This is a genomic window from Adhaeribacter arboris (assembly GCF_003023845.1).
Lineage (GTDB): Bacteria > Bacteroidota > Bacteroidia > Cytophagales > Hymenobacteraceae > Adhaeribacter > Adhaeribacter arboris.
The window spans coordinates 36,672-62,603 of record NZ_PYFT01000001.1; the positions used below are offsets into that span (position 1 = coordinate 36,672).

Annotated in this window: 16 protein-coding genes; 10 read left to right on the plus strand and 6 right to left on the minus strand. The window is 43.2% G+C overall.

Annotated features, from left to right (window positions below; genetic code table 11):
* Positions 1-2 precede the first annotated feature (2 nt).
* On the minus strand, positions 3-491 hold the full coding sequence (locus AHMF7605_RS00145) for a hypothetical protein (RefSeq protein WP_146153474.1): 489 nt from the start codon (positions 489-491) through the stop codon (positions 3-5).
* A gap of 627 nt (positions 492-1,118) precedes the next feature.
* Here AHMF7605_RS00145 and AHMF7605_RS00155 point away from each other — a divergent pair.
* The 4 genes from AHMF7605_RS00155 (at position 1,119) to AHMF7605_RS00170 (ending at position 10,316) form a co-directional block, all read left to right on the plus strand.
* Complete coding sequence (locus AHMF7605_RS00155; RefSeq protein WP_394336177.1) at positions 1,119-4,211, plus strand: SusC/RagA family TonB-linked outer membrane protein; 3,093 nt, start codon at positions 1,119-1,121, stop codon at positions 4,209-4,211.
* Between the two features lie 24 nt (positions 4,212-4,235).
* Positions 4,236-5,747 carry a RagB/SusD family nutrient uptake outer membrane protein gene (locus tag AHMF7605_RS00160; protein ID WP_106925279.1) on the plus strand — a complete coding sequence of 504 codons (1,512 nt, stop codon included), beginning with the start codon at positions 4,236-4,238 and terminating at the stop codon, positions 5,745-5,747.
* A 250-nt stretch (positions 5,748-5,997) separates the two neighbouring features.
* Positions 5,998-9,180 (plus strand): PVC-type heme-binding CxxCH protein, encoded by a 3,183-nt coding sequence (locus AHMF7605_RS00165; protein WP_199200167.1) that lies wholly within the window; start codon positions 5,998-6,000, stop codon positions 9,178-9,180.
* 248 nt (positions 9,181-9,428) lie between these two features.
* Positions 9,429-10,316, plus strand: coding sequence for a ThuA domain-containing protein (locus AHMF7605_RS00170; protein ID WP_106925281.1), 888 nt, complete (start codon positions 9,429-9,431; stop codon positions 10,314-10,316).
* A gap of 845 nt (positions 10,317-11,161) precedes the next feature.
* On the opposite strand, the gene AHMF7605_RS00175 is transcribed toward AHMF7605_RS00170, so the two are convergent.
* The 5 genes from AHMF7605_RS00175 to AHMF7605_RS00195 all read right to left on the minus strand — a co-directional run bounded on the left by AHMF7605_RS00175 (position 11,162) and on the right by AHMF7605_RS00195 (position 16,739).
* On the minus strand, positions 11,162-11,497 hold the full coding sequence (locus AHMF7605_RS00175) for an L-rhamnose mutarotase (protein ID WP_106925283.1): 336 nt from the start codon (positions 11,495-11,497) through the stop codon (positions 11,162-11,164).
* Positions 11,498-11,542: 45 nt separating this feature from the next.
* Positions 11,543-13,966, minus strand: coding sequence for a glycoside hydrolase family 95 protein (locus tag AHMF7605_RS00180; RefSeq protein ID WP_106925285.1), 2,424 nt, complete (start codon positions 13,964-13,966; stop codon positions 11,543-11,545).
* A gap of 60 nt (positions 13,967-14,026) precedes the next feature.
* A complete protein-coding gene (locus tag AHMF7605_RS00185; RefSeq protein ID WP_106925287.1) occupies positions 14,027-15,043 on the minus strand; it encodes a zinc-binding alcohol dehydrogenase family protein in 1,017 nt (338 codons plus the stop codon).
* Positions 15,044-15,099: 56 nt separating this feature from the next.
* Positions 15,100-15,879 (minus strand): SGNH/GDSL hydrolase family protein, encoded by a 780-nt coding sequence (locus tag AHMF7605_RS00190; protein WP_106925289.1) that lies wholly within the window; start codon positions 15,877-15,879, stop codon positions 15,100-15,102.
* Positions 15,880-16,022: 143 nt separating this feature from the next.
* Positions 16,023-16,739, minus strand: coding sequence for an IS1 family transposase (locus AHMF7605_RS00195; RefSeq protein ID WP_106925291.1), 717 nt, complete (start codon positions 16,737-16,739; stop codon positions 16,023-16,025).
* A gap of 569 nt (positions 16,740-17,308) precedes the next feature.
* Here AHMF7605_RS00195 and AHMF7605_RS00200 point away from each other — a divergent pair.
* The 6 genes from AHMF7605_RS00200 (at position 17,309) to AHMF7605_RS00230 (ending at position 25,930) form a co-directional block, all read left to right on the plus strand.
* Positions 17,309-19,858: a M14 metallopeptidase family protein gene (locus AHMF7605_RS00200; RefSeq protein ID WP_106925293.1), complete on the plus strand. Its 2,550-nt coding sequence runs from the start codon at positions 17,309-17,311 to the stop codon at positions 19,856-19,858.
* 883 nt (positions 19,859-20,741) lie between these two features.
* Positions 20,742-21,599 (plus strand): ABC transporter permease, encoded by an 858-nt coding sequence (locus AHMF7605_RS00210; protein ID WP_106925297.1) that lies wholly within the window; start codon positions 20,742-20,744, stop codon positions 21,597-21,599.
* A 3-nt stretch (positions 21,600-21,602) separates the two neighbouring features.
* A complete protein-coding gene (locus tag AHMF7605_RS00215; RefSeq protein WP_106925299.1) occupies positions 21,603-22,916 on the plus strand; it encodes an ABC transporter ATP-binding protein in 1,314 nt (437 codons plus the stop codon).
* Complete coding sequence (locus AHMF7605_RS00220) at positions 22,909-23,952, plus strand: class I SAM-dependent methyltransferase (RefSeq protein ID WP_106925301.1); 1,044 nt, start codon at positions 22,909-22,911, stop codon at positions 23,950-23,952. Before AHMF7605_RS00215 ends, AHMF7605_RS00220 begins: the two co-directional genes overlap by 8 nt.
* A gap of 102 nt (positions 23,953-24,054) precedes the next feature.
* Complete coding sequence (locus AHMF7605_RS00225; protein ID WP_106925303.1) at positions 24,055-24,903, plus strand: class I SAM-dependent methyltransferase; 849 nt, start codon at positions 24,055-24,057, stop codon at positions 24,901-24,903.
* Between the two features lie 13 nt (positions 24,904-24,916).
* Positions 24,917-25,930: a KpsF/GutQ family sugar-phosphate isomerase gene (locus AHMF7605_RS00230; protein WP_199200168.1), complete on the plus strand. Its 1,014-nt coding sequence runs from the start codon at positions 24,917-24,919 to the stop codon at positions 25,928-25,930.
* The last annotated feature ends 2 nt before the right edge of the window (positions 25,931-25,932 follow it).

Below are 25,932 nucleotides of genomic sequence, written 5' to 3' on the forward strand. Positions count from 1 at the left end.
TCTTAGTCTTCCTCATTCGAAGGAAATTCTAAAGTATCTAAAGCTTGTAAGGTTTCTTTTACAATCTGGCCCATTTCGCGACGGGAGTCGGCTTCCAGGGTGCGGGCAAACAAATCCAGAATTAACTCGCCTTCCACGTTGGTATACAAATTCTGGAAAAGCTTATCGAAAGCTTTATTTTCTTTTTGAATAATACCATCAATTTGAGCGATACTGGTAGCTTTAGCCGCTTTTTTTAGTACGGTTAAAACATTAGTACTTACTTCCTCGCCGCCCAAATCAGTAAATATTTGCATTAAAGCAATAGCCACTCCTAAACGAATTTTTTCAAAAGTAAAATGTAATTCATTGCCTGCCGGACCGCCTTGGCGGGAATGGCTTTCCGCGCGGTCGAAACTTCTAAATACGGTAGCTACTGGCTGGTCAAAAATAGTAGGTTGAGCGGTGTGCAACGCGCGTTGCAGTAATAATTCAAATTCAGAGCCTGACATAGTAAAGGGAAAGTGTAGAAAAGAAATAAAAGTAATAAATAAGAAACACAATCTAAATACTAGAATTATTTAGCTACAAAGCTTTAAACTTCCTCCAAGTACGAAGTGCCCTATTAAAGTGTCAATTTGGAAAGAATACGGGTTCAGATTAATTGGTTAGGCTGGGCAATTTCCTGATTTATTTACATTAACCCGTAGGAGATAATAATCGGTGGTTATTAGTAAAGCCAGGTACTTGTTGGCCGCTCGCCGGAAAGTTACTCCTCTCGCTTAAGCAATCTGATTTTACTGCATCCGCCATAAAGCACAGTAAAAATGAGGAGTTGCCGCTCATTATCCTTCCCACATTTAAAAATAATATATAAAATTTTTAGAGCAATTTCTTGCATTCTTTGAACACCATTAAGCCACCATGCCCGGGTATAAGTTAGTGGTGGAGGCTTTTTATTGAAATTTTTTAAAATAATAAGGAAAGACACCGGACAGAGCAGGATAGTAAGAGCTTTTAAGGCCTGTAAATTCAAAATTATCTAAATCTAAAAAGCACGCCTTAATCACCCACAAAAATGAATGAATAACATGGTATAAACTCAAATTCTCCCACTTGTTCCACCCTTAAACGCTTACATGATGCAATACAAAATACTTAGAAAGTTGAAATTTATTTTTATTCTTCCCCTCTTTTTTCTTTCGCTTACCAATTTGTTTGGGCAAGCGCTTACTGTTACCGGCAAAGTAGCAGATGAAAAAGGAGAAGGCTTACCTGGTGTTACCATCCTGGTAAAAGGAACTACTACCGGTACCACTACCGATGCAACGGGAGGTTTTTCCCTGAATGTGCCTAACGGTACCGGTACAATAATCGCTTCTTTCGTGGGTTATTTAGCCCAGGAAGTTCCTATTAACAACCGTTCTTCCTTTAACATAACTCTCGCGGCCGATACCAAGGCGCTGGACGAAGTGGTAGTAATCGGGTATGGTACGCAAAAAAAATCGGATGTAACGGGAGCAGTGGCCTCGGTAAAAGCGGAGGCTCTGGAAGAACGTCCTTCGGCCAATCTTACCCAGGCGCTGGCGGGCCGGGTAACGGGCGCGAACGTATCGGTAAACTCCGGCCGACCCGGCGGAGCCGCCAATATCCGGATTAGGGGAAACACTTCCGTGAGTGTTACGAACAACCCACTTTATGTGGTGGATGGCGTTATTCTGAACGTTACCAATTTAGGGAATGGTACCTCGCCGATTGATTACATGAACCCCAATGATATTGCTTCGATTGAAGTATTAAAAGATGCGTCGGCCACGGCTATCTATGGTGCCCGGGGTGCTAACGGGGTTATTCTGGTAACTACCAAGCGGGGCAGCAAAGACGGGGGAAGAGTAAATTACGACACGTACTTTAGCGTTGGTACCCTGACCCGTAAAATTGATTTATTAAATTCCCAAGAATTTTTACAGGTCGAAGATGTAGCCTACCAGAACGCCCAAAAGTATGACCCCGAAGGTTGGGCAGCCGGCAAATACGTAGACCCGAAAACGAAAAGAACCAACCCTTTGCTTTTCGATGCGAATGGCAATCCGTTGTACGATACCGACTGGCAAAAAGAAGCTTCGCAAAAAGCTTTTACGCAAAACCACCAATTATCTTTTACCGGCGGCAGCGATAAATCCAGCTTTGGGGCTTACCTGGGTTACCGCGACGAAGATGGTTTAATGCGAGGATCGTGGCTGAAGCGATACTCTGGTCGTTTTGTGTTCGATAGTCAGATTAAAGATTGGCTCAAAGTAGGCGGCTCGTTGGGTTATAATGATCAGCAGGAAAAACAACTGGATTTGCAAGGCGAAGGCGGTATAACTTTCATGCGCCAGGTACTGGAAGCATTGCCCATTATTCCGATAAAATATGCCGATGGCACCTGGGCCGGCAATGCCGATTATCCGGGTATGGAAGGGGGCGACCATCCTTTACAAGTAGGAGCAGAACGGAGATATATCTTAAAAACTCAAAACACACTGGGTAATTTATATACTAGTATTCAGATAACCAAAGACCTGGAGCTAAGAACCGTACTGGGTACCAACATTATCAACCAAGCCATTAATTACTACGGTGGCCGGGAACTGAATTATATTTCGAAAGACCAGGGTGGGGTAGCGTACGTGCAAAACCAGCGGCATAATTCCTGGCAGTTCGAAAACTACCTCACTTACAATAAAAAAATATCGGCTAATCATTCCCTAACCGGTTTACTGGGTTTGTCGTGGCAGCACGTAGATGTTTTTACGGCCCGGGCGCAGTCGCAGAATTTTCAGGATGATTATTTCGGATACAATAACTTAGGCGCCGGAGCTACCGCCGTGCCGCCCACTTCCGGTACTACTGCTTATGGCCTGAACTCTTATTTTGGGAGAGTAAATTATAGCTTAAAAGAAAAGTATTTAGTAACGCTAACGGGTCGGGCCGATGGTTCTTCTAAATTTGGTTCGGAGAACCGGTATGCCTTTTTCCCATCCGCCGCTTTAGCTTGGCGAGTATCCGAAGAAAGTTTCTTAAAAGGCACTCCGGCTTTGTCAGATTTAAAATTACGCACCAGTTATGGCGTTACGGGTAACTCCGAAATAAATGCCTACCAGGCCGAAGCCGGCATGGGCAACTACGAAGTAATTTTTAATGGCACCCGCACCATTGGGGTAGGGGTAAGCCGGTTAGGTAATCAGAATTTAAAATGGGAAAAAACGCAACAGATTGATGCCGGCTTGGAATTGGGCTTGTTCAGCAACCGGATAGCCCTGGAAGTGGATGTTTACCGCAAGAAAACTACTAATATGCTGTTAAGTGCTCCCGTACCTTCCAGCAGCGGGTACACTACCGTTACCCGCAATGTGGGCAGTATGGAAAACCGGGGCATTGAATTTGGACTGAATACGGTAAATATTTCGGCCGGTGATTTTTCCTGGAATACCAACTTTAATATTTCCATCAACAAAAATAAAGTTTTAGCCTTAACGGGGGGCGACGATATTTTTTCCGGCCGCGGTATTATCCGGGAAGGAGAACCAGTAGGTTCGTTCTTCGGGTATGTGCGCCAAGGCACCTGGAGCACCGCCGAAGCCGACCAAGCCGCCAAATATTTACGGTTACCCGGCGACGTAAAATACCAGGATGTGAACAACGACGGCCAAATCAACGACCGCGACCGGGTGATAATTGGTAAAGGTATTCCCGATGGATTTGGCGCCCTGATTAACACGTTTAAGTATAAAAACTTCGACTTAACGCTTGATTTACAGTTTATGTATGGCAACGATGTCTCCTTGGCCAGTCAGCACTCCGCCGAAGACCGCCAGGGAATTGCCAACAGTTTTGCCACCGTATTAAATGCCTGGACTCCCGAAAATCAGAACACCGATATTGCCCAGTGGCGCCCAATCCCCGCTGGTTACGACACCTTTGATGATAGCCACCGGGTACAAGATGCCGATTTTATTAGAGGCAGAAACTTACTGTTCGGGTATAATTTTAATGCCGGAGTAACCGAAAAATTACGCATTAGCCGCTTACAGGTGTATGCCTCCCTGCAGAATTTCTTTTTAATTACCAAGTACGAAGGGTACGATCCGGAAGTCGCTACCTCGGGCGGTACTTTCGACCAGGGCTTAGCCTTATACGATTATCCCAAGCCCCGGGTGTTTATGGTAGGTCTAAATCTTGGTTTTTAATTTTTCAGTCTAAAAACATTTATTATGAGAATCACAATAAAAAAATATATTAGTCATTTGGTTTTAGGGATAGGATTACTGCTTTTTAGTACGAGTTGTAATGATTTTCTGGAGGAAACGGACAAGTCTAATTTCACCCAGAATACTTATTTTACGCAACCGAAACACGCCGAAAGTATCGTGAACTCCATTTATGCCGATTTACGGTCAACTACCGGCGGCGGGTTTAACGGGGCTCCCTGGATGATGCTGGAATTTGCTACCGGACTCGCCAATACGGATTTAGGCCAAGCCCAGAACAGTATTAATATCCGGAACCTGGCTAATAATTCCGACAATTCGTACGGGGGTACTTACTGGACCAGCAGTTACCGGGGGATTGCCAATGCCAACCTGGCTATTCAAAATATACCCGGCATAACCATGGACGAAAACCAGAAAGCGCGTTTACTAGGCGAGGCCAGATTTTTACGGGCGTATTACTATTTTAACCTGGTCCGGATTTTTGGGCAAGTTCCTTTGATAACGGAGCCGGTAGATTTAAATTCCGAGGCTTTATACCCCCCCAAAGCTACCGAAGAAGAAATTTACAACTTAATTGTATCTGATCTGGTGGCGGCCGAAGCTGCCGGGCTACCTATCACGGATAAAACCGGAAAAGTAACAACTGGGGCTATTAAATCTTTACTATCCAGCGTGTATTTAACTATGGCCGGGTATCCATTACAGAAAGGTGCCGAATATTTTAAAAAAGCGGCCGATAAAGCCCAGGAAGTTATCTCGTCCGGAGCGTACGATTTGTTTGCTTCTTACAACGATTTGCACAACGAAGCTACCGAAAATACCGGGGAGCATATTTTTATGGTGCAGTTTGCGCCTTTTATTATGGCTTCGGGCTGGCAAACTTCCATTATTCCGTATAACAAAGGTATTTCGGCTTACTCCGACGAAACCGGCGCCATTTACGCCAACACCGATTTTGTGCAGACGTACGAACCCGGCGACAAACGGACCAAGGAAAAAGAATTTTACTTTACCGAATACTCTTTGAGCAGCGACCGCAACACCAATGTTAACCTGGGTGGTTACTTTATCTACAAACATTTTGACCCGAAAGCCCAACTGGAAACTACCAGTAGCGGTTTAAACTGGATGTTGATGCGTTACGCCGAGGTTTTGTTAATTTATGCCGAAGCTGCCAATGAAGTATCCGGCGGGCCAACAGCGGAAGCGTACGAAGCCATTAATAAAATAAGAAGAAGAGCCGAACTGCCGGAACTAGCCGGGTTAAGCCAGCCACAGTTCCGGGAAGCTACCTGGCGGGAAAAGTGGCACGAACTGAGTTACGAAAATAAAACCTGGTTCGATATGGTCCGCTTGCGCAAAGCCTTTAATGTAAAAACCAAAAATTTCGACGACTACATAGGGCACCAGTTCTCCTACGGACCGGTATTAAAGGAAAGAGAGCTTTTATTCCCGGTACCAACCGCCGAAATACGGAACAATAAAAATCTGGCTCAAAACTTAGGTTATTGAAATAATAGCTTTAAAAAAGATTGCATTACAGGTTAATCCGGTAAGAAGTTGTACCAACTTTTTCTTACCGGATTTATCAATAATTACTGACAGCAGTTATTACTCTTATTAATTTTCCTAATTTAAAGGATAGAAAAAAAAGAAACAGGATAGTGCCGGGTAGATTATTTGCCTCCGTTTACCAGAATTAAAGATGGTTTGCGGTAAAATTCAGAAAAGAATGTATATTTTTAGATAAACAAGACAGTAAATGAAAATTATTAAAAAAGGAAGTTTTCAAGTAATGCTTACCAGTTTGGGGCTGGTAGTAATAGCGCTCTTAACGCTGCAGTTTACCCAATCAAACTCCATCCCCTTAAAAATTAGCAAAGGTTCGCATATTATCTTAGTGGGCAATAATCTGGGTTCCCGGATGATGAACTACGGGCATTTTGAAACGGAGTTGCAACTACGCTACCCGGACCAACAGCTTTATATCCGCAACATGTGCGATGGGGGCAACACGCCCGGTTTCCGGCCGCATTCCGGACGGGTTTCGCCCTGGGCCTTTCCGGGCGCCGAAAAATTCCAGACCGAACTGGCGCATAACTCCGATAGCCAGGGCCACTACGAAACGCCCGATGAATGGATTACCCGGCATAAAGCCGATATCATTATTGCTTTTTTTGGTTACAACGAGTCGTTTGAAGGCAAGAAAGGTCTCGAAAATTACAAAGCCGAGTTGGATGCCTTTGTAAAACACACCTTAAAGCAAAAATACAACGGCAAAACAACTCCTCAACTCGCGCTGGTTTCGCCCATTGCTTTCGAAGATCTTTCCGCAAAATACGACCTGCCCAACGGCAAACAGGAAAACGCAAACCTGGCTTTGTACACCGAGGCCATGAAAGAAGTAGCCGCCAAAAACAAAGTACTTTTCGTGAATGCGTTTACGCCCACCAAAAGCTGGTACGATACTACCGATGAATTTCTCACCATCGACGGTTCGCAACTAAGCGACAAAGGATACGCCCGCTTTGATAAATTATTAGCCGACCAGGTTTTCGGTAAAGTGGCCGTAAAAAATGAGAAAAACCGGGCCATGGTGCACGCGGCCGTTCAGGAAAAAAACTGGATGTGGCACAATGACCTTAAAATTCCGAACGGCGTGCACGTGTACGGCCGCCGCTACGATCCTTTTGGGCCGGATAATTATCCGGCGGAGTTAAAAAAGATTCGCCAGATGACGGATATTCGCGATCAGGCCATTTGGCAAGCGGCCAAAGGCCAGAAAATGGACGTAGCCGCCGCCGATAAAAATACGGCTGAATTGCCCCCGGTAACTACTAACTATAATCCGGAGAAAAACGGCAGCATGGAATACATGTACGGCCAAAATGCTTTAAATAAACTAAAGGTAGCGCCCGGTTATAAAATTGAAATGTTCGCCTCGGAACAAGAATTTGCCGATTTAGCCAAACCTTGCCAGATGACTTTCGACAACAAAGGCCGCCTTTGGGTCGCTACTATGCCCAGCTATCCGCATTATAAACCCGGCGATACCAAGCCCAATGATAAAATTATTATTCTGGAAGATACAAATAACGATGGTAAAGCCGATAAGCAGACCGTTTTTGCCGATGGCCTGCATTTACCGGTTGGTTTTGAGCTGGCGCCAGAAGGGGTTTATGTTTCGCAGGGCACTAATTTCATGCTTTTTAAAGATACCAACGGCGACGATAAAGCCGATACCCGGGAAATTCTGTTAAGCGGTTTCGATGACCACGATACCCACCACGCGCACCACGCCTACACTTTAGACCCCTCCGGCGCTATTTACATGGGCGAGGGAGTTTTCTTACATACCAATGTCGAAACTTCCTATGGTCCGGTCCGGGCTACTAACGGGGGTTTTTACCGCTACAATCCGCAGCGCCGCCAACTGGAACGCACGGCTCAACTTTCTATTCCTAACCCTTGGGGTATTGCTTTTGATGAGTGGGGTCAAAATTTTTTCGCGGAAACCTCCAGTCCGGATGTGCGCTGGATGATGCCGGGCACGGTTAAGCCCCGTTACGGCGTGGCCACGCACAAATCGGTACAGTTAATTGAAGACAAGCACCGGGTACGACCTACTTCGGGCCTGGAGTTTATCTCGAGCCGGCATTTTCCGGACGAAGTGCAAGGCGACTTAATTATTAACAATACCATTGGTTTTTTAGGCACGAAGCAACACATTTTAAAAGACGATGGAACCGGCTATATCAGTAAACACCGGCAAGATCTTTTAATCTCTGAAGACCGCAACTTCCGGCCCGTAGACATGGAAATTGCCCCGGATGGTTCTTTGTACGTAGCCGATTGGCATAACATTTTAATCGGGCACATGCAGCACAACGCCCGCGACCCGCTGCGCGACCACGTGCACGGCCGTATTTACCGCATTACTTATCCGGGTCGGCCATTGGTGCAGCCGGCCAAAGTAGCGGGCGCCAGCATCGACGAACTCCTGGAAAATTTAAAATTACCGGAATACCGGACCCGTTACCGGACCCGTCGGGAATTGCGAGGCCGACCAGTAGAAGAAGTACTCGCTCACCTGAAAACCTGGACAGCTAAACTGGATAAGAATGATCCGAAATACGAACACCACTTACTCGAAGGCTTGTGGGTAAGCTGGGGCATGAATAAAGTAGACCAGGATTTATTGCGGCAATTGTTGCAAGCCAAAGATTATCATGCCCGGGCCGCGGCTGTTCGGGTGGTGCGTTATACTGGCCACCAGGTACCCGACCAGGCCGATTTATTGATGCAAGCCGCCCGCGATGAACATGGCCGGGTACGGCTGGAAGCCATAGTAGCCGCTTCCTGGCTCGATAAAGAAAAAGGATTACCGATTTTAGCCGAAGCAGCCAAGAAACCGCTGGATGAATGGATGATACACGCCCATGAAACGGCGGTAGCTCACCTCAATGGCCGGGAAGTGGTACAGGAAAAAGAAGAAATGGTTAAAACCGATCTGAAAGGTGCCGAACGGGATTTATTGATTAAAGGCAAAGAAATCTATGCCCGCGAGGGGTTCTGTGCTACCTGCCACCAACCCGATGGCAAAGGATTGGCTTCTTCTGGTTTTCCGCCGCTTACGGGCACCAACTGGGTATTGGGTAATGAGGAACGCATGATTAAAATTGTTTTAAAGGGATTGCAGGGCCCTATTGAAGTACAAGGGAAAAAATTCCCCGGCCAGGTTCCCATGACGCCTTTTGGCGGCATGTTGAAAGACGACGAAGTAGCTGCCGTAATTACTTATGTGCGTAATTCTTTTGGCAACAAAGCGCCAGCTGTAACACCCGATAAAGTAAAAATGGTACGGGCTTCCATTAAAGATAAAACCGGATTTTATTCCCCGGATGAACTTCTCAAGCAACATCCGCTCGAGAATGGGGTGCAGTAGTTATTTTTAGTTGTTGGTTATTAGTTGTTCGTTGTTCGACAAATATTCTGGTTCAATATTTATTATAAACTATCCTAAAAACTAGAGCACAACAAAATAGATTTTAAAATTCGATTAATTAAAAAAGTAAATTAAAATAGTATTAGGCCCTAATTTCTAATTCATAATTTTCAATTTCTAATTTTACGAAGCACTAGTTTCGTCGAAGTACTTAGCACAAAATATATTTAGCCACTTACTAGCGGTTTATGAAAAATTTAAAAAGTTTTAAATACTTATTTTTAATTCTTGGTTTATTGTTTCAGGGTACGTTTTACGCTTGTGCCCAAACTAAAAGCAATACTAAAAAGCCTTTAATTGTCTTTGTAACCGGCGACCACGAGTATAGCGGCGAACTAACCATGCCGGCCATTGCCGCTGAGCTGGAAAAAAATTACGGGTTCCGGACCAAAGTTCTAAAAGCATTCCCCGATCAAAATTCCGAAGAAAACATTCCGGGCTTAGAAGCTTTACAAGACGCCGATGTAGCCGTATTTTTTTTACGCTGGCGCCGGTTGCCCGCTGATCAGCTCCGGCACATTGAGGATTATTTAAAAACCGGCAAACCGGTAATTGGCTTCCGGACGACTACCCATGCCTTTAACTACCCGGCCGGGCACGAGCTCGAAAAATGGAATGCATTTGGCGAAATGGCTTTTAACGCGCCGCCTGGTTGGGGCGGGGCAGCCAAGCATACCCATTATGGCCACGAATCCAGTACCGATGTCAGCATTATTTCTAAAGAAGCTAAAAACCCTATTTTAACCGGGGTACAAGCTAATTTTCATGCTCGTTCCTGGTTGTACCGGGTATTGCCCGATTACCCCAAAAAAGGCTCTACTTGGCTGTTAATGGGGCACGCCGTCAACCCGGATAAAGAAGCCATTGATAATCCGGTAGCCTGGACCGGCACCAACTCCTTCGGAGGTAAATTTTTTATGACCACCTTAGGCCACCCCGAAGATTTCGATTTAGAACCAGTTCAGCGATTGGTAATTAACGGCATCCACTGGGCGGCCGGAAAACCGGTGCCTAAAAAATGGGCGGGTAAAATAGAAATAAATGCGCCTTATCATGGTATACAAGCTAGTAAGTAAATACTTTAGAGCAACAAACACGAACAAAGGACAGGCTATAAGGTCTGTCCTTTGTTTTAAATGTATACAAGACATAATATGAACTGTATTTCTTTGGAGCCGGTTTCCGTCTCCATGCTACTGTGCTGATGCGTTTTGAAAAGTAACCAGTTTGCCTCGTTGCCCCGACTGCTGTCTGTTCTACTAACTACCGTTTTCCGGACTTCCTCCTTATATTTAATCCTCTTTGCATGTTCTAAGTCGACCTCCGTAGATAAAGAGCTTTTTCGTTTTATTGATAAATGCGAGTATAACTGTGAATTTATATAAAATAACGCGAGCGTCCTCGCTCGTGTTGCTCATCTTCCGGCCTCTGGCCGGCAGGAATTTGGCTTCCTTGGTTTTAGAAATGTATTATGGTTTGCCCGGCCGGAGGCCTACCCAATAGTAGACACGAGCGTAGACATTCGCGCCAACAATAATTTTTTAAAACTTAACGGTCCGACCTCCAAAGAGGAAAGTCAAAGGTTGTTAGCCCGAATTTGGCCAAGAAACGAATAAAATAATCAGGTTAAACTCTATCTGTGGCAAGGCAGTAGCAATTAACAACTGACACCAGTTTGGCGGTGGAGGGCCTTCTAAGGTTCTGGTGCCGAGGAATGAGGCATTGTGAGGAACGTACAAAAGAAACTTAGACCAGCCCGGAAAATCCAAACGAGGCCCGCCGGCTACGAGGCAAACTTGTAATTGGAAGTTGCATCAGCACCCGTAAATGTAGACGGAAACTGTCTCCACGGACAAGCCGGCAATTGCAGTAATTAAACAAATTCTTAAGGACAATTAAGTATGAATTTGGTATTTACTTTTTATAATTGAAATATCTTATCCATTAACGTCCATTTTTCACCTTCTTTTGCCCCAGGTACCGGTTTTTGGAACTGCCCTACAAATTTTTCCCAGTCTTGCACCAACTCATTAGCAGCATCTAGGGCGGCTTTGCGTTCGAAGCTGAAACTAGCATCAGTATCCATAATCATAAACAGGCGGGTTCCGAGGCGATAAATTTCCATATTGGTAATACCGGCATCCCGGATGCTTTGCTTTATGCCGGGTCGGTCGTTGCCAGGTTTGTGCCAATGTTCGTACTCGGCAATCATGGCCGGGTCATCGTGCAGGTCCAGGGCTAAGCAGTATCTTTTCAATTTTATTCGTTGTTTAGGTCTATTTAAGATAAAATCAAAACTATTTTAACTTCCCAGGTAACCGTTTAACTTTTTAGATTGTCCGGGTTTTAAATGTAAATCAATTACTTTATCACCGTACCGTACTTTAGTAGCTGTGCCGTTGATGCTGCGAATGGTGGTATTTATCAGTTTATTATCTTTCCATTCCATATCTACCTCAAAACCACCGCGGGCCCGTAGACCGGTTACTTTGCCGTCTTTCCAAACATCCGGAATAGCGGGTAGTAGATGAATAAAGCCGGCGTGGCTCTGCAGCATCATTTCACCCATGCCCGAAATACCCCCGAAATTACCATCTATCTGAAAAGGAGGGTGAGCACAAAATAAATTAGAATACGAGCCGCCGCCTTTGGCATAATCAGTACCTTCTACCCCAGTCAGACGCAGCAAATTGCGGATGACTTTATAGGCGTGATTGCCATCGTGGAGGCGGGCCCAGAAGTTTATTTTCCAGGCAATGCTCCAGCCGGTGCCTTCGTCGCCGCGCAGTTCCAGGGTTTTGCGGGCGGCTTCGGCTAATTTAGGGGTAGTAACCGGCGAAATCTGCCGACCGGGGTGTAAGCCAAATAAATGCGATACGTGGCGGTGACGCGGGTCTTCGTCTTCCCAATCTTTGTACCATTCCTGTAAATTGCCTTTTTTACCAATCTGCAATGGAAATAATTTTGCCCGCTTATCTGTTAACAACTTTCTAAATTCGGCATCGGTACCGAGTTTTTCCGAAGCTTCGATTACGTTGGTAAATAAATCCCAGATTATTTCCATGTCCATGGTAGTAGCCACCGAGATACTGCCTTTCTGGCCGCTATCGTCGATAAAGATATTTTCCGGCGAAGAGGCGGGGGCCGTTACTAAATGGCCGTTTTTATCCGCCACGAGCCAATCCAGGCAAAATAGGGCGGCTTCTTTCATGAGCGGGTAAGCCGTATTTTTTAAATAATTTTGGTCGTTGGTGTAGCTGTAGTGTTCCCATAAATGCTGGCTCAGCCAAGGGCTGCCCAAAGCCCAGTTCGCCCACGACGGACTGCCTTTGCCTAAATCGCCCACGGGGTTAGAAGTAGCCCAGATATCGGAATTATGATGCAAAGCCCAGCCTTTCGCATTGTAAAAGTTTTTGGCGGTTTGCTTACCCGTAACGGCAGTATTTTTTATAAAATCTACTAAGGGCGTATGCAGCTCAGAAAGGTTTACCATTTCGGCGGGCCAGTAATTCATTTGCACGTTAATGTTGGTAGTAAAGTTACTGCTCCAGGGGGCCCGCAATATAGGGTTCCAGATACCCTGCAAGTTAGCCGGAATGCCGCCCGGCCGCGAACTGGAAATAAGTAAATACCGACCGTATTGGAAATACAATGCTTCCAGGCCCGGGTCGTTGCCGCCATCGGTGTAGCGCATCAGCCGTTTCAGGGTAGGCGAATTTACCGGTGGGTTGTGGTTGAGCGATAAACTTACCCGGTTGAAATAATTCTGATAATCTTTCAGGTGGGCTTTTCGGATGGTTTCAAAATCTTTCGTGTAAGCTTTGTTTAAGTAGGCCTGGGCTAAGGCCGATTCGTCTTTTCCGTCTTTGTCGGGACATTTATCGAAACCGTTAAAGCTGGTAGCGGCTGAAATATACAAAACTACTTCGGTGGCGTTGCTTACGTGGATACCGGTGGCATCAGTAGTAACTTTACCGTCTTGGTTTTTCGCTTTTATCCTTAATTCGTAGCGCATACCCCGGCAGTTATCGGCTTCGTTGTAAATAACCGGCTCGGGGTTATAGTTTACGTAATTGGGGTCTACGTGGCTCGGTGCCTTGCCTTTCATGACTACCTCATTCGGGCCGCTAGCTGCGTTCTGAAAGCGGATTAAGCTTTTGGTAGTAGCATCAAAATTTAGCTGTCCTTTTTTATCGGAGCGCAGGCGGATAAGAATAACCTGGTCGGGGGCAGAAGCTAAAACTTCGCGGGTATATTGGGTACCGTTTATTTTAAAGCGGGTTAATGCTGTAGCGTTCGAGATATCTAAATCGCGGTAATAATCGGTGGGTTCAGTGGTAAAATTGTGCTTAATAATTAAATCGCCTAAAGGCAGGTACGACTCGGTGTACAAACCCTGCATTTTTTTGCACAGTTCTTCGGCTGTTTTATAATCTTCTTTAAAAAGTGCTTCTCTAATTTGCGGCAGGTATTTGGGCGCTTCCGGGTTGGGGTTTAAATTAGCCGGGCCTCCCGACCAAAGAGTTTCTTCGTTTAGATGAATGAGTTCTTCGGCCGCCCGGCCGTATACCATGGCGCCTAAGCGGCCATTACCCACCGGCAAGGCATCGGTCCAGATTTTGGCGGGTTGCTGGTACCATAATTTTAAATCTTGCTGGGCAAACCCATTAGTTACAGCCAGTAAAACTCCTAAGAAAAAGAGAATGCACGTTTTAATTAGGTTCATCCGTTAAATTTTATTTATATAGTCAAAATTTTAGTTTAGCCAGTTTTGGTTTTGGGTAGTTTACTCCATTTGGATGACCGCTTTCACCACGCCAGTAGCCGGGTCGAGCCAGCTTTCGAACGCGTCTTTCACCTGGTTAAATAATACGCGGTGGGTAATGTAGGAAGTGGGGGCTACTAAGCCGCTTTTCACGGCGGCCACCACCGCTTCAAAATCTTGACGGGTAGCATTGCGGCTGCTCATTAATGTGGCTTCGCGTTTATGAAACTCCGGGTGGCTGAAACTGATATCGCCTTTTTGCAGGCCAATCAGCACGTATCGGCCACCATGGGCTAAGTACTGAAAAGCATTGTTTATGGCTTTCTGATTGCCGGTAGCATCTATTACCACGGTGGGCATATCGCCGTTGGTTATCTGGGCGAGTTGTTCGGTTACGTTGGGGGTTAAAGCATTTACCGTATAAGGTATTTGCAGCTTCTCGCGGCAAAATTGCAGGCGTTCTTCGTTTATATCCAGGGCAATTACTTTTCCGCCGGCCAGGCGGGCAAACTCCATGGTGCCTAAACCAATCGGGCCGGCGCCAATAACCAATACAAATTCGTCGGGTTGTATGACCGCCCGTCTTACCCCGTGAGCGCCTATCGCTAAAGGTTCTATTAAAGTTAGTTCATCAAAACTTAAGCCTTCGCCGTGAATGAGCGAGGAAGAAGGCACCGATAAATACTCGACCATGCCGCCGTGCGCGTGTACGCCGCACACTTTTATGGAGGTGCAACAATTGGGTTTGCCGTTTCGGCAGGCAATACAGGTGCCGCAATTAAAATACGGAATAAAAGTAACTGCTTCTCCGGCTTCGAAGCCTTCTGCTTCATCTGCTTCCACCAGTTCCCCGGCCAGTTCGTGCCCTAAAATCCGGGGATACTCAAAATAAGGTTGGGTTCCCTCGAAAGCGTGCAAATCGGTGCCACAGATGCCAATGCGTTTAATTTTTATTATAGCATTTCCGGGAGTTAATACGGGTATTTCTCCTTGGTTATACTCCAACAGACCGGGAGAAATACAGACGAGTGTTTTCATTGCTAGATGGCGGTAAAAAATTAAGATAATGGATGGTTAAAGTTATCTATTCTGACTTAAGCTTTAATTAATTTTAAATTTTTGCTTACCTGCTTTAGCCATTCGCGCGCCATTAACTCGTGACCGGCTGGCATGGGGTGAATGCCATCCCAAATCCAATAATCGGCCGGAGCTTTTGCCAAAGCTTTATTGAATGCATCCTGAAATCCAACTAAAATAGCCTGGTATTCGGTACTTAGTTTTTTTACAATTTCCCGCCTTTTTTGTACTTCGCGGCTGTATTCGGCCCATTTTTCCTTTACTTTCCCCACGGGCAGAATAAATGGCTCGCCAAGTACTAGTTGCACGTTAGGTAGCTCTTGTTTGGTTTGCTGCAATAAAGCCTGGTAGCTTTTCTCGTATTGTTCGGCCGAAAAATCCTGATTGCCGCTTAGAAAGGTGGAAACATCGTTAATGCCGATGAGAATGCTTAAAACATCCGGCTTTATATCCAGCGTATCGGTTTGCCAGCGAGCAGCTAAATCAGTAACCTTATTACCGCTGATACCCCGGTTAAAAAAGCGAAATTTTTTGGCCGGATACTCGTACCATAATTTACTGGCAATAATATAGGCATAACCATGACCCATAACGTGGTTCCAATCATTATTGCGGGTACGGTTACCATCCGTAATGGAATCGCCCTGAAACAAAAAAGTAAAACCATCGCCTTCTTTAACTGGATTATTTTCCCACAAAGGCATTGCCTGCACGAAGCCAGGAGTACCCGCTACCAGAGCGCTCAGGGTACTTATTTGTTTTAAGAAATGACGCCGGTTAGTTTGGTTTTCTTTCATGTATGATTTAAAAAAAATGCAAGGCTTTAAGCAAGAGTTAAAAGCCATTAAGGTTTATTTCTAAAGTATTTAATAAAGTGACCCATTTCTTTCGGACACTACAAGAACGCTTGATTTAATGTCTTCCCATTTTTAGTTGTGGACTACAAAGTATGATGTTTGGCTTTATGTCTATTGCGATAGTCAAACATCAGGTTTAGACTTGCTAAATGGTTTTCCTTCTTTTTGGAGAAGCAGGTTGTTTTTCTGACGAACCGTCTGTTTCTGGCTCTGATGCAAGTATTCACGCCTTCTATGTTTTTAGTGTAAGCTTTTCCTATCGTGTGCTTTGTCGGGGGGATTACCTGAGCAAACGCTTTCCAATGATCAGTACAATATTGTTCTATTTCCACTCCTTTTAGCTTTTTGAGTAGCTGGCGTACTGTTTTAGCGCTTCGGCCGCCACAACTATAAGCCAGTACTTCATCTGTTTGGGGACAGTAAGCATACAACAACCAGTATTTTCCTTTCTTGCGCTTTCCGACAAAGCTCCAGACTTCATCGATCTGTACGGATCTATAATGCTTTTGGGTTGGTTGAATCTTAAGGGCATTCCCCTGTCGGCACAAGTTGCTTAGCACACACTTTCTACTCACTTCCAGCAACTTTTCAATGTCACGAACACCATTATTTCTTTCCAGAAGACGCCGTATCAACCGCTTGGTAGTCGGATCCGCTCCTCTATAGCGATATATTGGCTGAAATTGCTTCTGGCAATTACGACATAGAAGGTTCTGAGAACCATTCTTTTTCTTGCCATTTTTTACTACCTTGCTGCTCTGGCAGTGGGGACAGTTTATTTTGATCTGAACTTCGAACATTCCATCATCTTAAACACTTCACTGCCTCTTTTTATCCCATCATACTTTCTTTACCACTACCCCATTTTTTAACTTTCCACTTAACATTATTTCTATTGACGAGAATAAATTTACTGCAATGGCGCGGATTTCAGTCCGTGCCTTTCCAAATAAAACAAGAAAAAGATTTCGTTGGTAGAAATAACCTAGGTAAGTCATAGCGGTAAATCTGGCCATAATTGATTAAGCAGTAGTTATTAGCAACTGACACCAGTTTGGTTCTAGAGGACCTTTTAGCGTTCCGGTGCTGCAAGCAGCATGGCGCAACGGAGTGAGCCAAGGTTCGCTAAACCGTCCGAGAGAGCCAAACGAGGCCCGCCGGCCAGGAGGCAAACTGGTTACCGTTCCACCGCAATAGCACCTTAGAATGGAGACGGGAACCGGCTCCACTAAATAATAGCAACGTATTTTAAAATCAGCTAAAAAATTATTTACCTTCTTTTAACCCATAGAATAACTATTCCAAATAAAATAAAAAATTTTTGCACCTTACATTAATTGCCGAACTTAGCCCAAAATCCTGATTTTTTATGAGGCTAGGCGTACCCCGGTTTTTATTTTTTTCATTCTTGGTTTTAACAGGTTCCGTGTCGCTGCAGGCACAAAATATTCAAACGCCGGCGCAATTTTTAGGCTATAATTTAGGAGAACGGTTTACGCCGCATGCCCAAATTGTACGCTACGTGGAGTATCTGGCGAGTCAGGCACCGAAACGCATGCAGGTGCAAACCTACGGTCACACCTACGAAGGCCGACCACTTCTACTCGCTACTTTATCATCAGAAGAAAACTTTAATCGCCGGGAAGTTATTCGGACGGATAATTTAAAACGCATTGGTTTACTGCCGGGACAAGCTACCGGTAAGCAGCCGGTAATTGTGTGGTTAAGCTACAACGTACACGGCAACGAGGCCGTGTCGTCGGAGGCGGTGATGCAGGTATTATACAACCTGGTAACAAGCTCCACCCCGGAAATTACCAAGTGGCTGCAGAATACCTTAGTGCTGGTAGACCCCTGCGTGAACCCCGACGGGCGCGATCGTTACGCCATGTGGTACAACCAGGTAGCCAACCAGTTACCCAACGTTTCGCCGCTGGCCCGCGAACACCAGGAACCCTGGCCCGGCGGCCGGACTAATCATTATTTATTCGATTTAAACCGCGACTGGGCTTGGCAAACGCAGCAGGAAACCCAGCAACGCATTGTCATGTACAACCAATGGATGCCGCAGGTACACGCCGATTTTCACGAGATGGGCGTAGAAGCGCCTTACTATTTTTCGCCGGCCGCTAAACCTTTTCACGAAGCCATCACTCCCTGGCAGCGGCAATTTCAGCAGATTATCGGGGAAAACAACCGCAAGTATTTCGATAAAAACAACTGGCTGTACTTTACCCGCGAAACCTACGATTTATTTTACCCCAGCTACGGCGATACCTGGCCCACCTTTAACGGCGCCATTGCCATGACCTACGAACAAGGCGGCGGCGGCCGGGGTGGTCGGGCGATAGTTAAAGCTGACGGCGATACCCTGACTTTAGCCCAACGCATTGCGCACCATTACGCCGCGAGTCTGGCCACCATCGAAGCGGCTTCCGACCACCAGGAACAAGTACTACAGGAATATCAGAAGTATTACCAACAAGCCCGTACCAACCCAACTGGCGCATACAAAACCTACGTTCTAAAAGCCGGGAACCAGCCCGGGAAAGTACGGCAATTAACCACTTACCTCGATCGGCAACAAATTAAATACGGGTACGCCAGCCAAAATAGTTCGGGTTTTGGCTTTAATTATACCACCGGCAAATCCGAAGCGGTAAAAATTGAATTAAATGATTTAGTGGTTAGTATGTATCAGCCCAAATCTACTTTATTAAAAGTTTTATTTGACCCAAACACCAAATTAGAAGATTCTTTAACCTACGATATTACTTCCTGGGCCATTCCGTACGCCTACGGTTTGCCCGCTTATGGTTTAAAAAGCCGGGTAACGAATACATCCGAAAACCCTATTCCCGCGGGGGTAAAAGCTTCTTCGGCAACAGTAACAACCGGAGCGCCTTACGCTTATTTGGCTCGTTATAACAGCCTGACCGATTTAAAGTTTCTAGCCGCTTTGCTGAATAAAAACGTAAAAGTACGCTTCTCCGAAAAAGCTTTTGAAGCCGGCGGACAACAATACGCGCCGGGCACTTTAATAATCACCCGTACGGGTAACGAACGCTTAAATACTAAGTTTGATGCTTTAATTAAAGCCCATGCCGATTCGTTTGGGGTACAACTAACGCCATCGCCCACCGGTTTTGTGAGCAGCGGCGTAGATTTTGGCTCCACGAGTGTGCGTTCCGTCCGGAGAGCGAAGATTGGTCTTTTGGCCGGTGAGGGAATTTCGTCCACGGCTTTCGGGGAGGTTTGGCATTTTTTTGAGCAGCAGATTCATTATCCGGTTACCGTTATTTCCACCGAAACTTTTAACCGCGTTCCCTGGCAGCAACTCGATGTATTAATATTACCCGATGGCCGCTACAACGATATATTCGATGAAAAAGGCTTAACGCAGCTAAAAGACTGGGTGCGCGCCGGCGGCAAAGTAATTGCCCTGGAAGGCGCCGCCGCGCACTTGGCCGGGAAACGCGATTTTACCTTAACCAAAAGAAAAATTTCGGATAGTATCGATTTAAAAAAAGACCCTTACCGCGCTTTAAAACGGTACGGCGACGCCGAGCGGACTGCCCTTTCGGAATTGGTACAAGGGGGTATTTACCGGCTTACCCTGGATAATTCGCATCCGCTGGCTTTTGGGTACGGACCTACTTATTTTGCTTTAATTCAGGAAGTAAACGATTATCCTTTTATGCAGCAGGGCTGGAATGTGGGCGTTTTAAAGAAAGATATTTACGCCACTGGTTTTGCCGGGAGCAAAGTTAAAAAGCGCCTGCAAGACTCGCTTGTATTCGGTACCCAGGAAATGGGTCGCGGCCAAATTGTTTACTTAGCTAATAATCCTTTGTTCCGGGCTTTCTGGCACAGCGGCAAACTCATGTTCGGTAATGCCATTTTTATGGTAGGGCAGTAGATAGTTAATACCCAATAGTATGAGTTGCCATCCATCAGGTTGATTTAAAAAATTGCTTAAACCCGGCGGGTTTTCAAAACCCGCCGGGTTTCATTTCCTTCGGTATGGCAGCTACTTGAAGCAATTGGGTATAATCTATGATTGATTCCGTTTAGTTTTCTTACTAAAACTTTGATTTAAGTTACTAGCTATAAGTTGATCCGGGAAAGTACAATTTTTATATAAATTATAAATTCTTTAAGGTATGGGTCGTTGATTTCTTCTTACTCCGTAATGTGCAATAGGGTTTCTGCATCTATTAACTAAAAAGGCTTTATAAAGTGGTGTTAGAAATGTATTTTTGCCCCTTAATAAGTGGATAGTTCCATTTTGTTCTGTTTCATGGAAAATTTATTCGGGAGAATATACAAGGATTAAATATAGGTAATTTTATATTTTATAACCATCCGGAAAGAAAAGAGTATACGTATTTAACTAATTCATTTTAAGTTTTAAGCATTAAAAATATAGAATACGGCAAAATCTTTAAACTGTACTTTCAAAATAAATGGATTGTTCCGGTAAAATAATTCCGGAAGCGGCCCAACAAAATAGAGCTAAACGCAAGAGAATAATTGCCGGAATTTAAAAGTCGGAAGCTATTTAAGTAAGAATATTAAAGATAAGTGGAGACAACTCAAGTATTAAAAACTACCAATCCGGTACGCAATTCCTACCCAGCCGAAGAGCAGGAATGGACCGAAATTATAGAGCCGCGTTCCCGCTTGCTGAATTTAGGTTTAATGTACATGCATCTTTCGGTTGTTATTTTCAACCTAGTACGTTTTCTTTTTCAATTTAGCCTCTTCTTTAATGATATAAGGTTTTATCAAAGTTTTTAGACATGAGTAAGTTTACTAAAGATGATATTATTTATACCTCTGACAGTGAAGTAAAGCGGTTTTCGCATCTAATTAAAAATATGGTGATTGATCTAATTTCGGCCAAACAACTTGCTTATACTTTAATGACCAGAGATATAAAGGCGCAATATCGCCAGTCAGCACTCGGGATTATTTGGGCCTTTATTCCAGCTATTGCGACTGCTCTAACGTTTACGTTGGCTAGTCAGTCACGACTAATAAATTTAGGCACAACTAATATTCCTTATCCTGCTTACATTATTTTTAGTACTGCTTTATGGCAAACTTTTACGGAGGCTGTACTTGGTCCTATAAATGGAGTAACTGCAGCAAAAGATATTCTCTCTAAAATTAAGTTTCCTCGAGAGGCTTTAATTTTAGCAAAACTGGGGGAAGTTATTTTCAATTTTGGAATTAAACTGATCTTAATAATTGGAGTATTTATTTGGTATGGTTTACCCGTAAACGTTTTAACAATTCTGGCACCTTTTGCTGTTTTAAATCTTATATTGTTTGGTTTTGGAATAGGAATGCTGTTAGCTCCCTTAAATGTACTTTACTCAGACATTAGTAAAGGCATAACTATTTTACTGGGTTTTGGACTTTTTCTTACCCCAGTAGTTTTTCCTATGCCTGAAGGTAATGGTGTTTTTGCACAAATAGTACGCATGAATCCTATTACTTATTTACTATTAGGTATACGTGAACTAACACTTAACGGAAATCTAGTGAACAGTTTTGTATATACAGGAATTACAGTATTTAATATTTTTTTGCTTTTGCTTTCCTGGCTTTTTTACCGTTTGTCTATGCCTTTTATTGTAGAAAGGGCTTCTTAATCAATGATCAAAGATATTATTACAACTACTTCTGCTGAAAGACTACCTAATCTTGAACAGGACAATATTATTTTATCGGTTGAAGCAGTTTCAAAAAAGTTTTGCCGAGATTTGAAACGTTCTCTTTATTACGGGCTTAAAGATATTGTAAAAGAAATTACTGGGGTAAATAGGGCAGCCTATTTAAGGAAAGAAGAATTTTGGGCCCTTAATGATATTAATTTCTCCCTGAAGAAAAAAGAAGCGGTTGCTCTTATTGGCGCTAATGGCGCTGGTAAAACCACTCTGCTTAAAATTATTAGTGGACTCATTAAACCTGATAAAGGACGGGTAACTATAAAAGGACGGCTTGCCCCTTTAATTGGACTCGGGGCGGGTTTTAATAATATCTTAACCGGAAGAGAAAATGTTTATGTAAATATGGCTATTCTGGGCTTAACACAAGAGCAAATAACTGAAAGATTTGAAGAGGTGGTTGCATTTTCAGAAATAGGCGATGCTATTGATGCTCCCGTTAAAACATACAGTTCCGGTATGGCGGCACGTTTAGGGTTTGCGTGTGCCATTCATACTGACCCAGACATTTTATTAATTGACGAGGTACTGGCAGTAGGAGATATAAAATTCAGATTAAAATGTTATAAACGCTTAGCACAACTTCGGGAGAAAGGGACTTCGTTTATTTTGGTTTCGCATAGTACGCAATCTATACTTTCCACTTGTAACACGGGAGTCTTTTTAAAAAAGGGGATGGTGATAACAAGTGGTAACGTTGCAGAGGTAATAAATCAATATGAAGATGAGCTTCTTTCGAGTCCGATTGAACGAGTACCAGGTAGATTGAAACAACCCGTAAAGTCAAAACAGGACAGTTTTGGACTAGATATAGAAGAAGTCTACTTCGAAAATGAGCAAGGTGAATTACTGGAAGAATTAATAAGTGGTACGTTTACGAATCTTTGTATTATTTGTAAAGCTTGGCAAAATATTGAAAGTTTTTCTGTACGAATCATTATCCGAGAACTTGCGCAGGAAAATAATTACACGCTGGTAATCAACTCAGAAGACGACGGAAAAATATTTAAAATGAAAGAGGGGAAAGCTATTATTAAAATCAGTCTTCCGGCAGTTGGTTTACGAAGAGGGCAATACTATGCTAAAATTAGTTTGACTTCCAGTTTAATTTACTTTTTTGATGTGGTGGAGTCATTTCCTTTCACCGTTCGATCTGTGAGTAAGGATATGATAGAATCTTCTTTTTTCCAAGTAAGAGAATGGCATAAAGTAAATTTAGAAAATCAATATTCTCATGAATAAACACATCATCTCACCTAGATTTCGGAGAGAAGGCTTTACCTTTTACTCGGATTCCATCTTACAAATGGAGCATATTACGAGTGTAAAGCAAAAGTTGGAAAATGGGGTTTATCATCTTAAGGCAAATACTTGTATTTGTGGTGAATCTAAAGGGGTAGTAATTGCAGAAGTAGAGCGTTACGGCTTACCTTTAAACTCTGAACTATGCCTTAATTGTGGAACTGTGCGAATTAACCCTTATCCTGATGAGGAAAGTATAACTGACTTTTATGCACACGAGTATCAGTATATGTATAATCGCTCCTCGGATAATGCTGTTTATTTTGAACGTCAGAAGCAATATGGCGTTAAATTTTTATCTCTTGCAGAACCCTTTTTGCAACAAAAAAATTGGGTTTTGGAAGTTGGGTGCGGTGCAGGTGGGGCTTTGGTTCCCTTTCTTAATTTTGGTTGTAAAGTAGCAGGCTGTGATTATGATGCCCGTTTATTGGAGTATGGAAAAAAAAACGGAATTTCTGATCTTTATTTTGGTTCTTTAAATAACTTGAATAAGCATTTGCCTTTAATAAAGGCTGAGCTTATTTTTATGAACCATGTATTTGAACATGTGGAAAACCCTCTCGAACTTCTTAAAAGTTGTAAGCAAAAACTAAGTTCTTCCGGAAAGATTATTATATCTGTGCCTGATCTAACAAGAGTGGACCAGTTTGACTTTTTTAAGGGTAATTTGCTCCCTATGTTTCATATTGCCCATAAATATAACTTTACAGTTGAGGGACTTACTATATTAGCGGGTAAAGCTGGGTTAAAACTTAAGATTTTACAGCCTGATTCTAATATTGTAACCCATACTTCCATTATGCCCGAAATATGGGTTGAATTTAAACCAGCTAACGAAGTGAAGTTTGATTTACAACCAAATATTGGTAATAAGGTCATCAATAAACTTCAGCAACTAGAGAAAATTTATCAGAAAAGGAGCGTTAAAAGAAATTTTAGATCAATTATTCAAAGAATGATATATCGCAATCGCTAAAAAAAGTTTTAACGTTATTCCTTTATAAGTAGAATTTAAAGGAATAATGAAATCCTAATGTTTCTTCTTAATTGCTCCCATACATAAAAATTCTATTATTTAATGAAGAAGTTTTTCCAAAAGCTATTCTCAGCAGAAAGAAATCCAGTTATGCAAGTAGCTGATCATTCAATAAAACCTCAATTACCTTTAAAAGGATTTGTGGAAGGTAAAACTATAATACCATTGCTGGATCATTTAACAGATGAAGAATTATCTGAACTAAATAGCTTATTGAATTGGAATAGTTTTATTGTTGATTCTCAAGGAAGAAGATTCGGAAACATTGCTTGGTCTGGAAAGCGTGAAACACCACAGCACATTCCTGATCCCCGTCATGCGTTGCTTTCGAAAAGAATAGATCTCAGTACCAAACATATTCTGGAGATAGGATGCTTTGAAGGTATCCATACTGTTAGCCTTTGTCAACTGGCTGCTAAAGTTACCGCTATTGATTCCAGAGTGGAGAATGTTGTTAAAACTATTGTACGTACTGCCTTCTTTAATTATCACCCGACTGTTTTTAAGTGTAATGTTGAGGCTTGGGAAAATCAATTCTCCTTGCTGAAAGCCGATGTGTGCCATCATATAGGGGTACTTTACCACTTAAAGAATCCAGTAAAGCATTTGCTAGATTTAGGAAAGCTAATAAATAAAGCTATTTTGCTAGACACCCATATTGCGCATTCGGAAGAAGCTTTAGAGCAGGATGAAGTAGATGGAAAGAAATACTTATACAAAAAATACATGGAGGGTAAAGATGTTTTCTCTGGTATGTATGAACATGCTAAATGGTTGCCGCTAGATACTATTCTGGAAGTTCTTAAAGATCAAGGATTTGTGCACAGTGAAATTTTGGAAAAGCGAAATGAGCGAAATGGACCTAGAGTATTAGTGTACCTAACTAAGTAATAAATCCATAATTATGGTTCAAACCAATTTTAAGGAAGATACAACAAGCGCAACTACCGGGTATATCGAATCTTTTCAGACTATGCTATTGCTAGAGGCAAAAGCAATTGAACGATGTGCCGGCCTGCTTAGTGGTAAGAAGATCGATAAAGCCATAGAATTAATACTTACCTCCAAAGGCAAGGTTGTTGTTATCGGTGTTGGAAAATCTGGAATTATAGCTAACAAAATAGCTGCCACGTTTACAAGCACGGGTACAACTGCAATCTATATGCATGCTTCTGATGCTATGCACGGAGATTTAGGCATTATTGGCTCCAAAGATGTATTAATAATGCTAAGCAATAGCGGAGAAACTTCTGAAATTCTTGCCCTTTTGCCTCACATTAAACAGAGAAATGTTCCCATTATTGCCATAGTGGGTAATGTACGGTCTACTTTGGCTAATCATGCCGATGTGGCTTTTGATGCTTCCATTACAAGAGAGGCTTGTCCCTTGAATTTGGCACCTACCTGTAGTACTACCGTAGCTCTAGCGATTGGAGATGCTTTAGCTATGACTCTCATGGAAGTAAAAGGTATAACTTCCGAAAATTTTGCCATAAATCATCCCGCCGGAGGTTTAGGTAAAAGATTATCTTTAAAAGTAAAGGATTTGATGCGTACAGATACCAGAAATTTTGTTGTCGCACCAGAGACTAGTTGGAATGATATTCTAAGTAAAATTAACGAGGGCAAAATAGGTGCGGTTAACATCGTGGATGGTAATAGCGCATTGCTAGGGATTATAACGGATGGAGATATAAGAAGAATAGTGCAAAATAAAACTACTGTTGAAATTGCTTCACTTACTGCTATCTCCGTAATGACTAAAAATCCGGTAGTGGTCAAGCCGGAAATGTTGGCTTATGATGCTTTACAATTAATGGAAAAAAGACCTTCCCAAATATCGGTTTTGCCCGTAATTAATGAAAATAATTATTGTATGGGATTAATTCGGTTACACGATATTGTTGGGAAAATATAATT

What these genes read in the sequence shown, in the direction of transcription:
- AHMF7605_RS00145 (WP_146153474.1), bottom strand. Translation starts at nt 491, where the DNA reads ATGTCAGGCTCTGAATTTGAATTATTACTGCAACGCGCGTTGCACACC.
- AHMF7605_RS00155 (WP_394336177.1), top strand. Translation starts at nt 1,119, where the DNA reads ATGATGCAATACAAAATACTTAGAAAGTTGAAATTTATTTTTATTCTT.
- AHMF7605_RS00160 (WP_106925279.1), top strand. Translation starts at nt 4,236, where the DNA reads ATGAGAATCACAATAAAAAAATATATTAGTCATTTGGTTTTAGGGATA.
- AHMF7605_RS00165 (WP_199200167.1), top strand. Translation starts at nt 5,998, where the DNA reads ATGAAAATTATTAAAAAAGGAAGTTTTCAAGTAATGCTTACCAGTTTG.
- AHMF7605_RS00170 (WP_106925281.1), top strand. Translation starts at nt 9,429, where the DNA reads ATGAAAAATTTAAAAAGTTTTAAATACTTATTTTTAATTCTTGGTTTA.
- AHMF7605_RS00180 (WP_106925285.1), bottom strand. Translation starts at nt 13,966, where the DNA reads ATGAACCTAATTAAAACGTGCATTCTCTTTTTCTTAGGAGTTTTACTG.
- AHMF7605_RS00185 (WP_106925287.1), bottom strand. Translation starts at nt 15,043, where the DNA reads ATGAAAACACTCGTCTGTATTTCTCCCGGTCTGTTGGAGTATAACCAA.
- AHMF7605_RS00190 (WP_106925289.1), bottom strand. Translation starts at nt 15,879, where the DNA reads ATGAAAGAAAACCAAACTAACCGGCGTCATTTCTTAAAACAAATAAGT.
- AHMF7605_RS00195 (WP_106925291.1), bottom strand. Translation starts at nt 16,739, where the DNA reads ATGTTCGAAGTTCAGATCAAAATAAACTGTCCCCACTGCCAGAGCAGC.
- AHMF7605_RS00200 (WP_106925293.1), top strand. Translation starts at nt 17,309, where the DNA reads ATGAGGCTAGGCGTACCCCGGTTTTTATTTTTTTCATTCTTGGTTTTA.
- AHMF7605_RS00210 (WP_106925297.1), top strand. Translation starts at nt 20,742, where the DNA reads ATGAGTAAGTTTACTAAAGATGATATTATTTATACCTCTGACAGTGAA.
- AHMF7605_RS00215 (WP_106925299.1), top strand. Translation starts at nt 21,603, where the DNA reads ATGATCAAAGATATTATTACAACTACTTCTGCTGAAAGACTACCTAAT.
- AHMF7605_RS00220 (WP_106925301.1), top strand. Translation starts at nt 22,909, where the DNA reads ATGAATAAACACATCATCTCACCTAGATTTCGGAGAGAAGGCTTTACC.
- AHMF7605_RS00225 (WP_106925303.1), top strand. Translation starts at nt 24,055, where the DNA reads ATGAAGAAGTTTTTCCAAAAGCTATTCTCAGCAGAAAGAAATCCAGTT.
- AHMF7605_RS00230 (WP_199200168.1), top strand. Translation starts at nt 24,917, where the DNA reads ATGGTTCAAACCAATTTTAAGGAAGATACAACAAGCGCAACTACCGGG.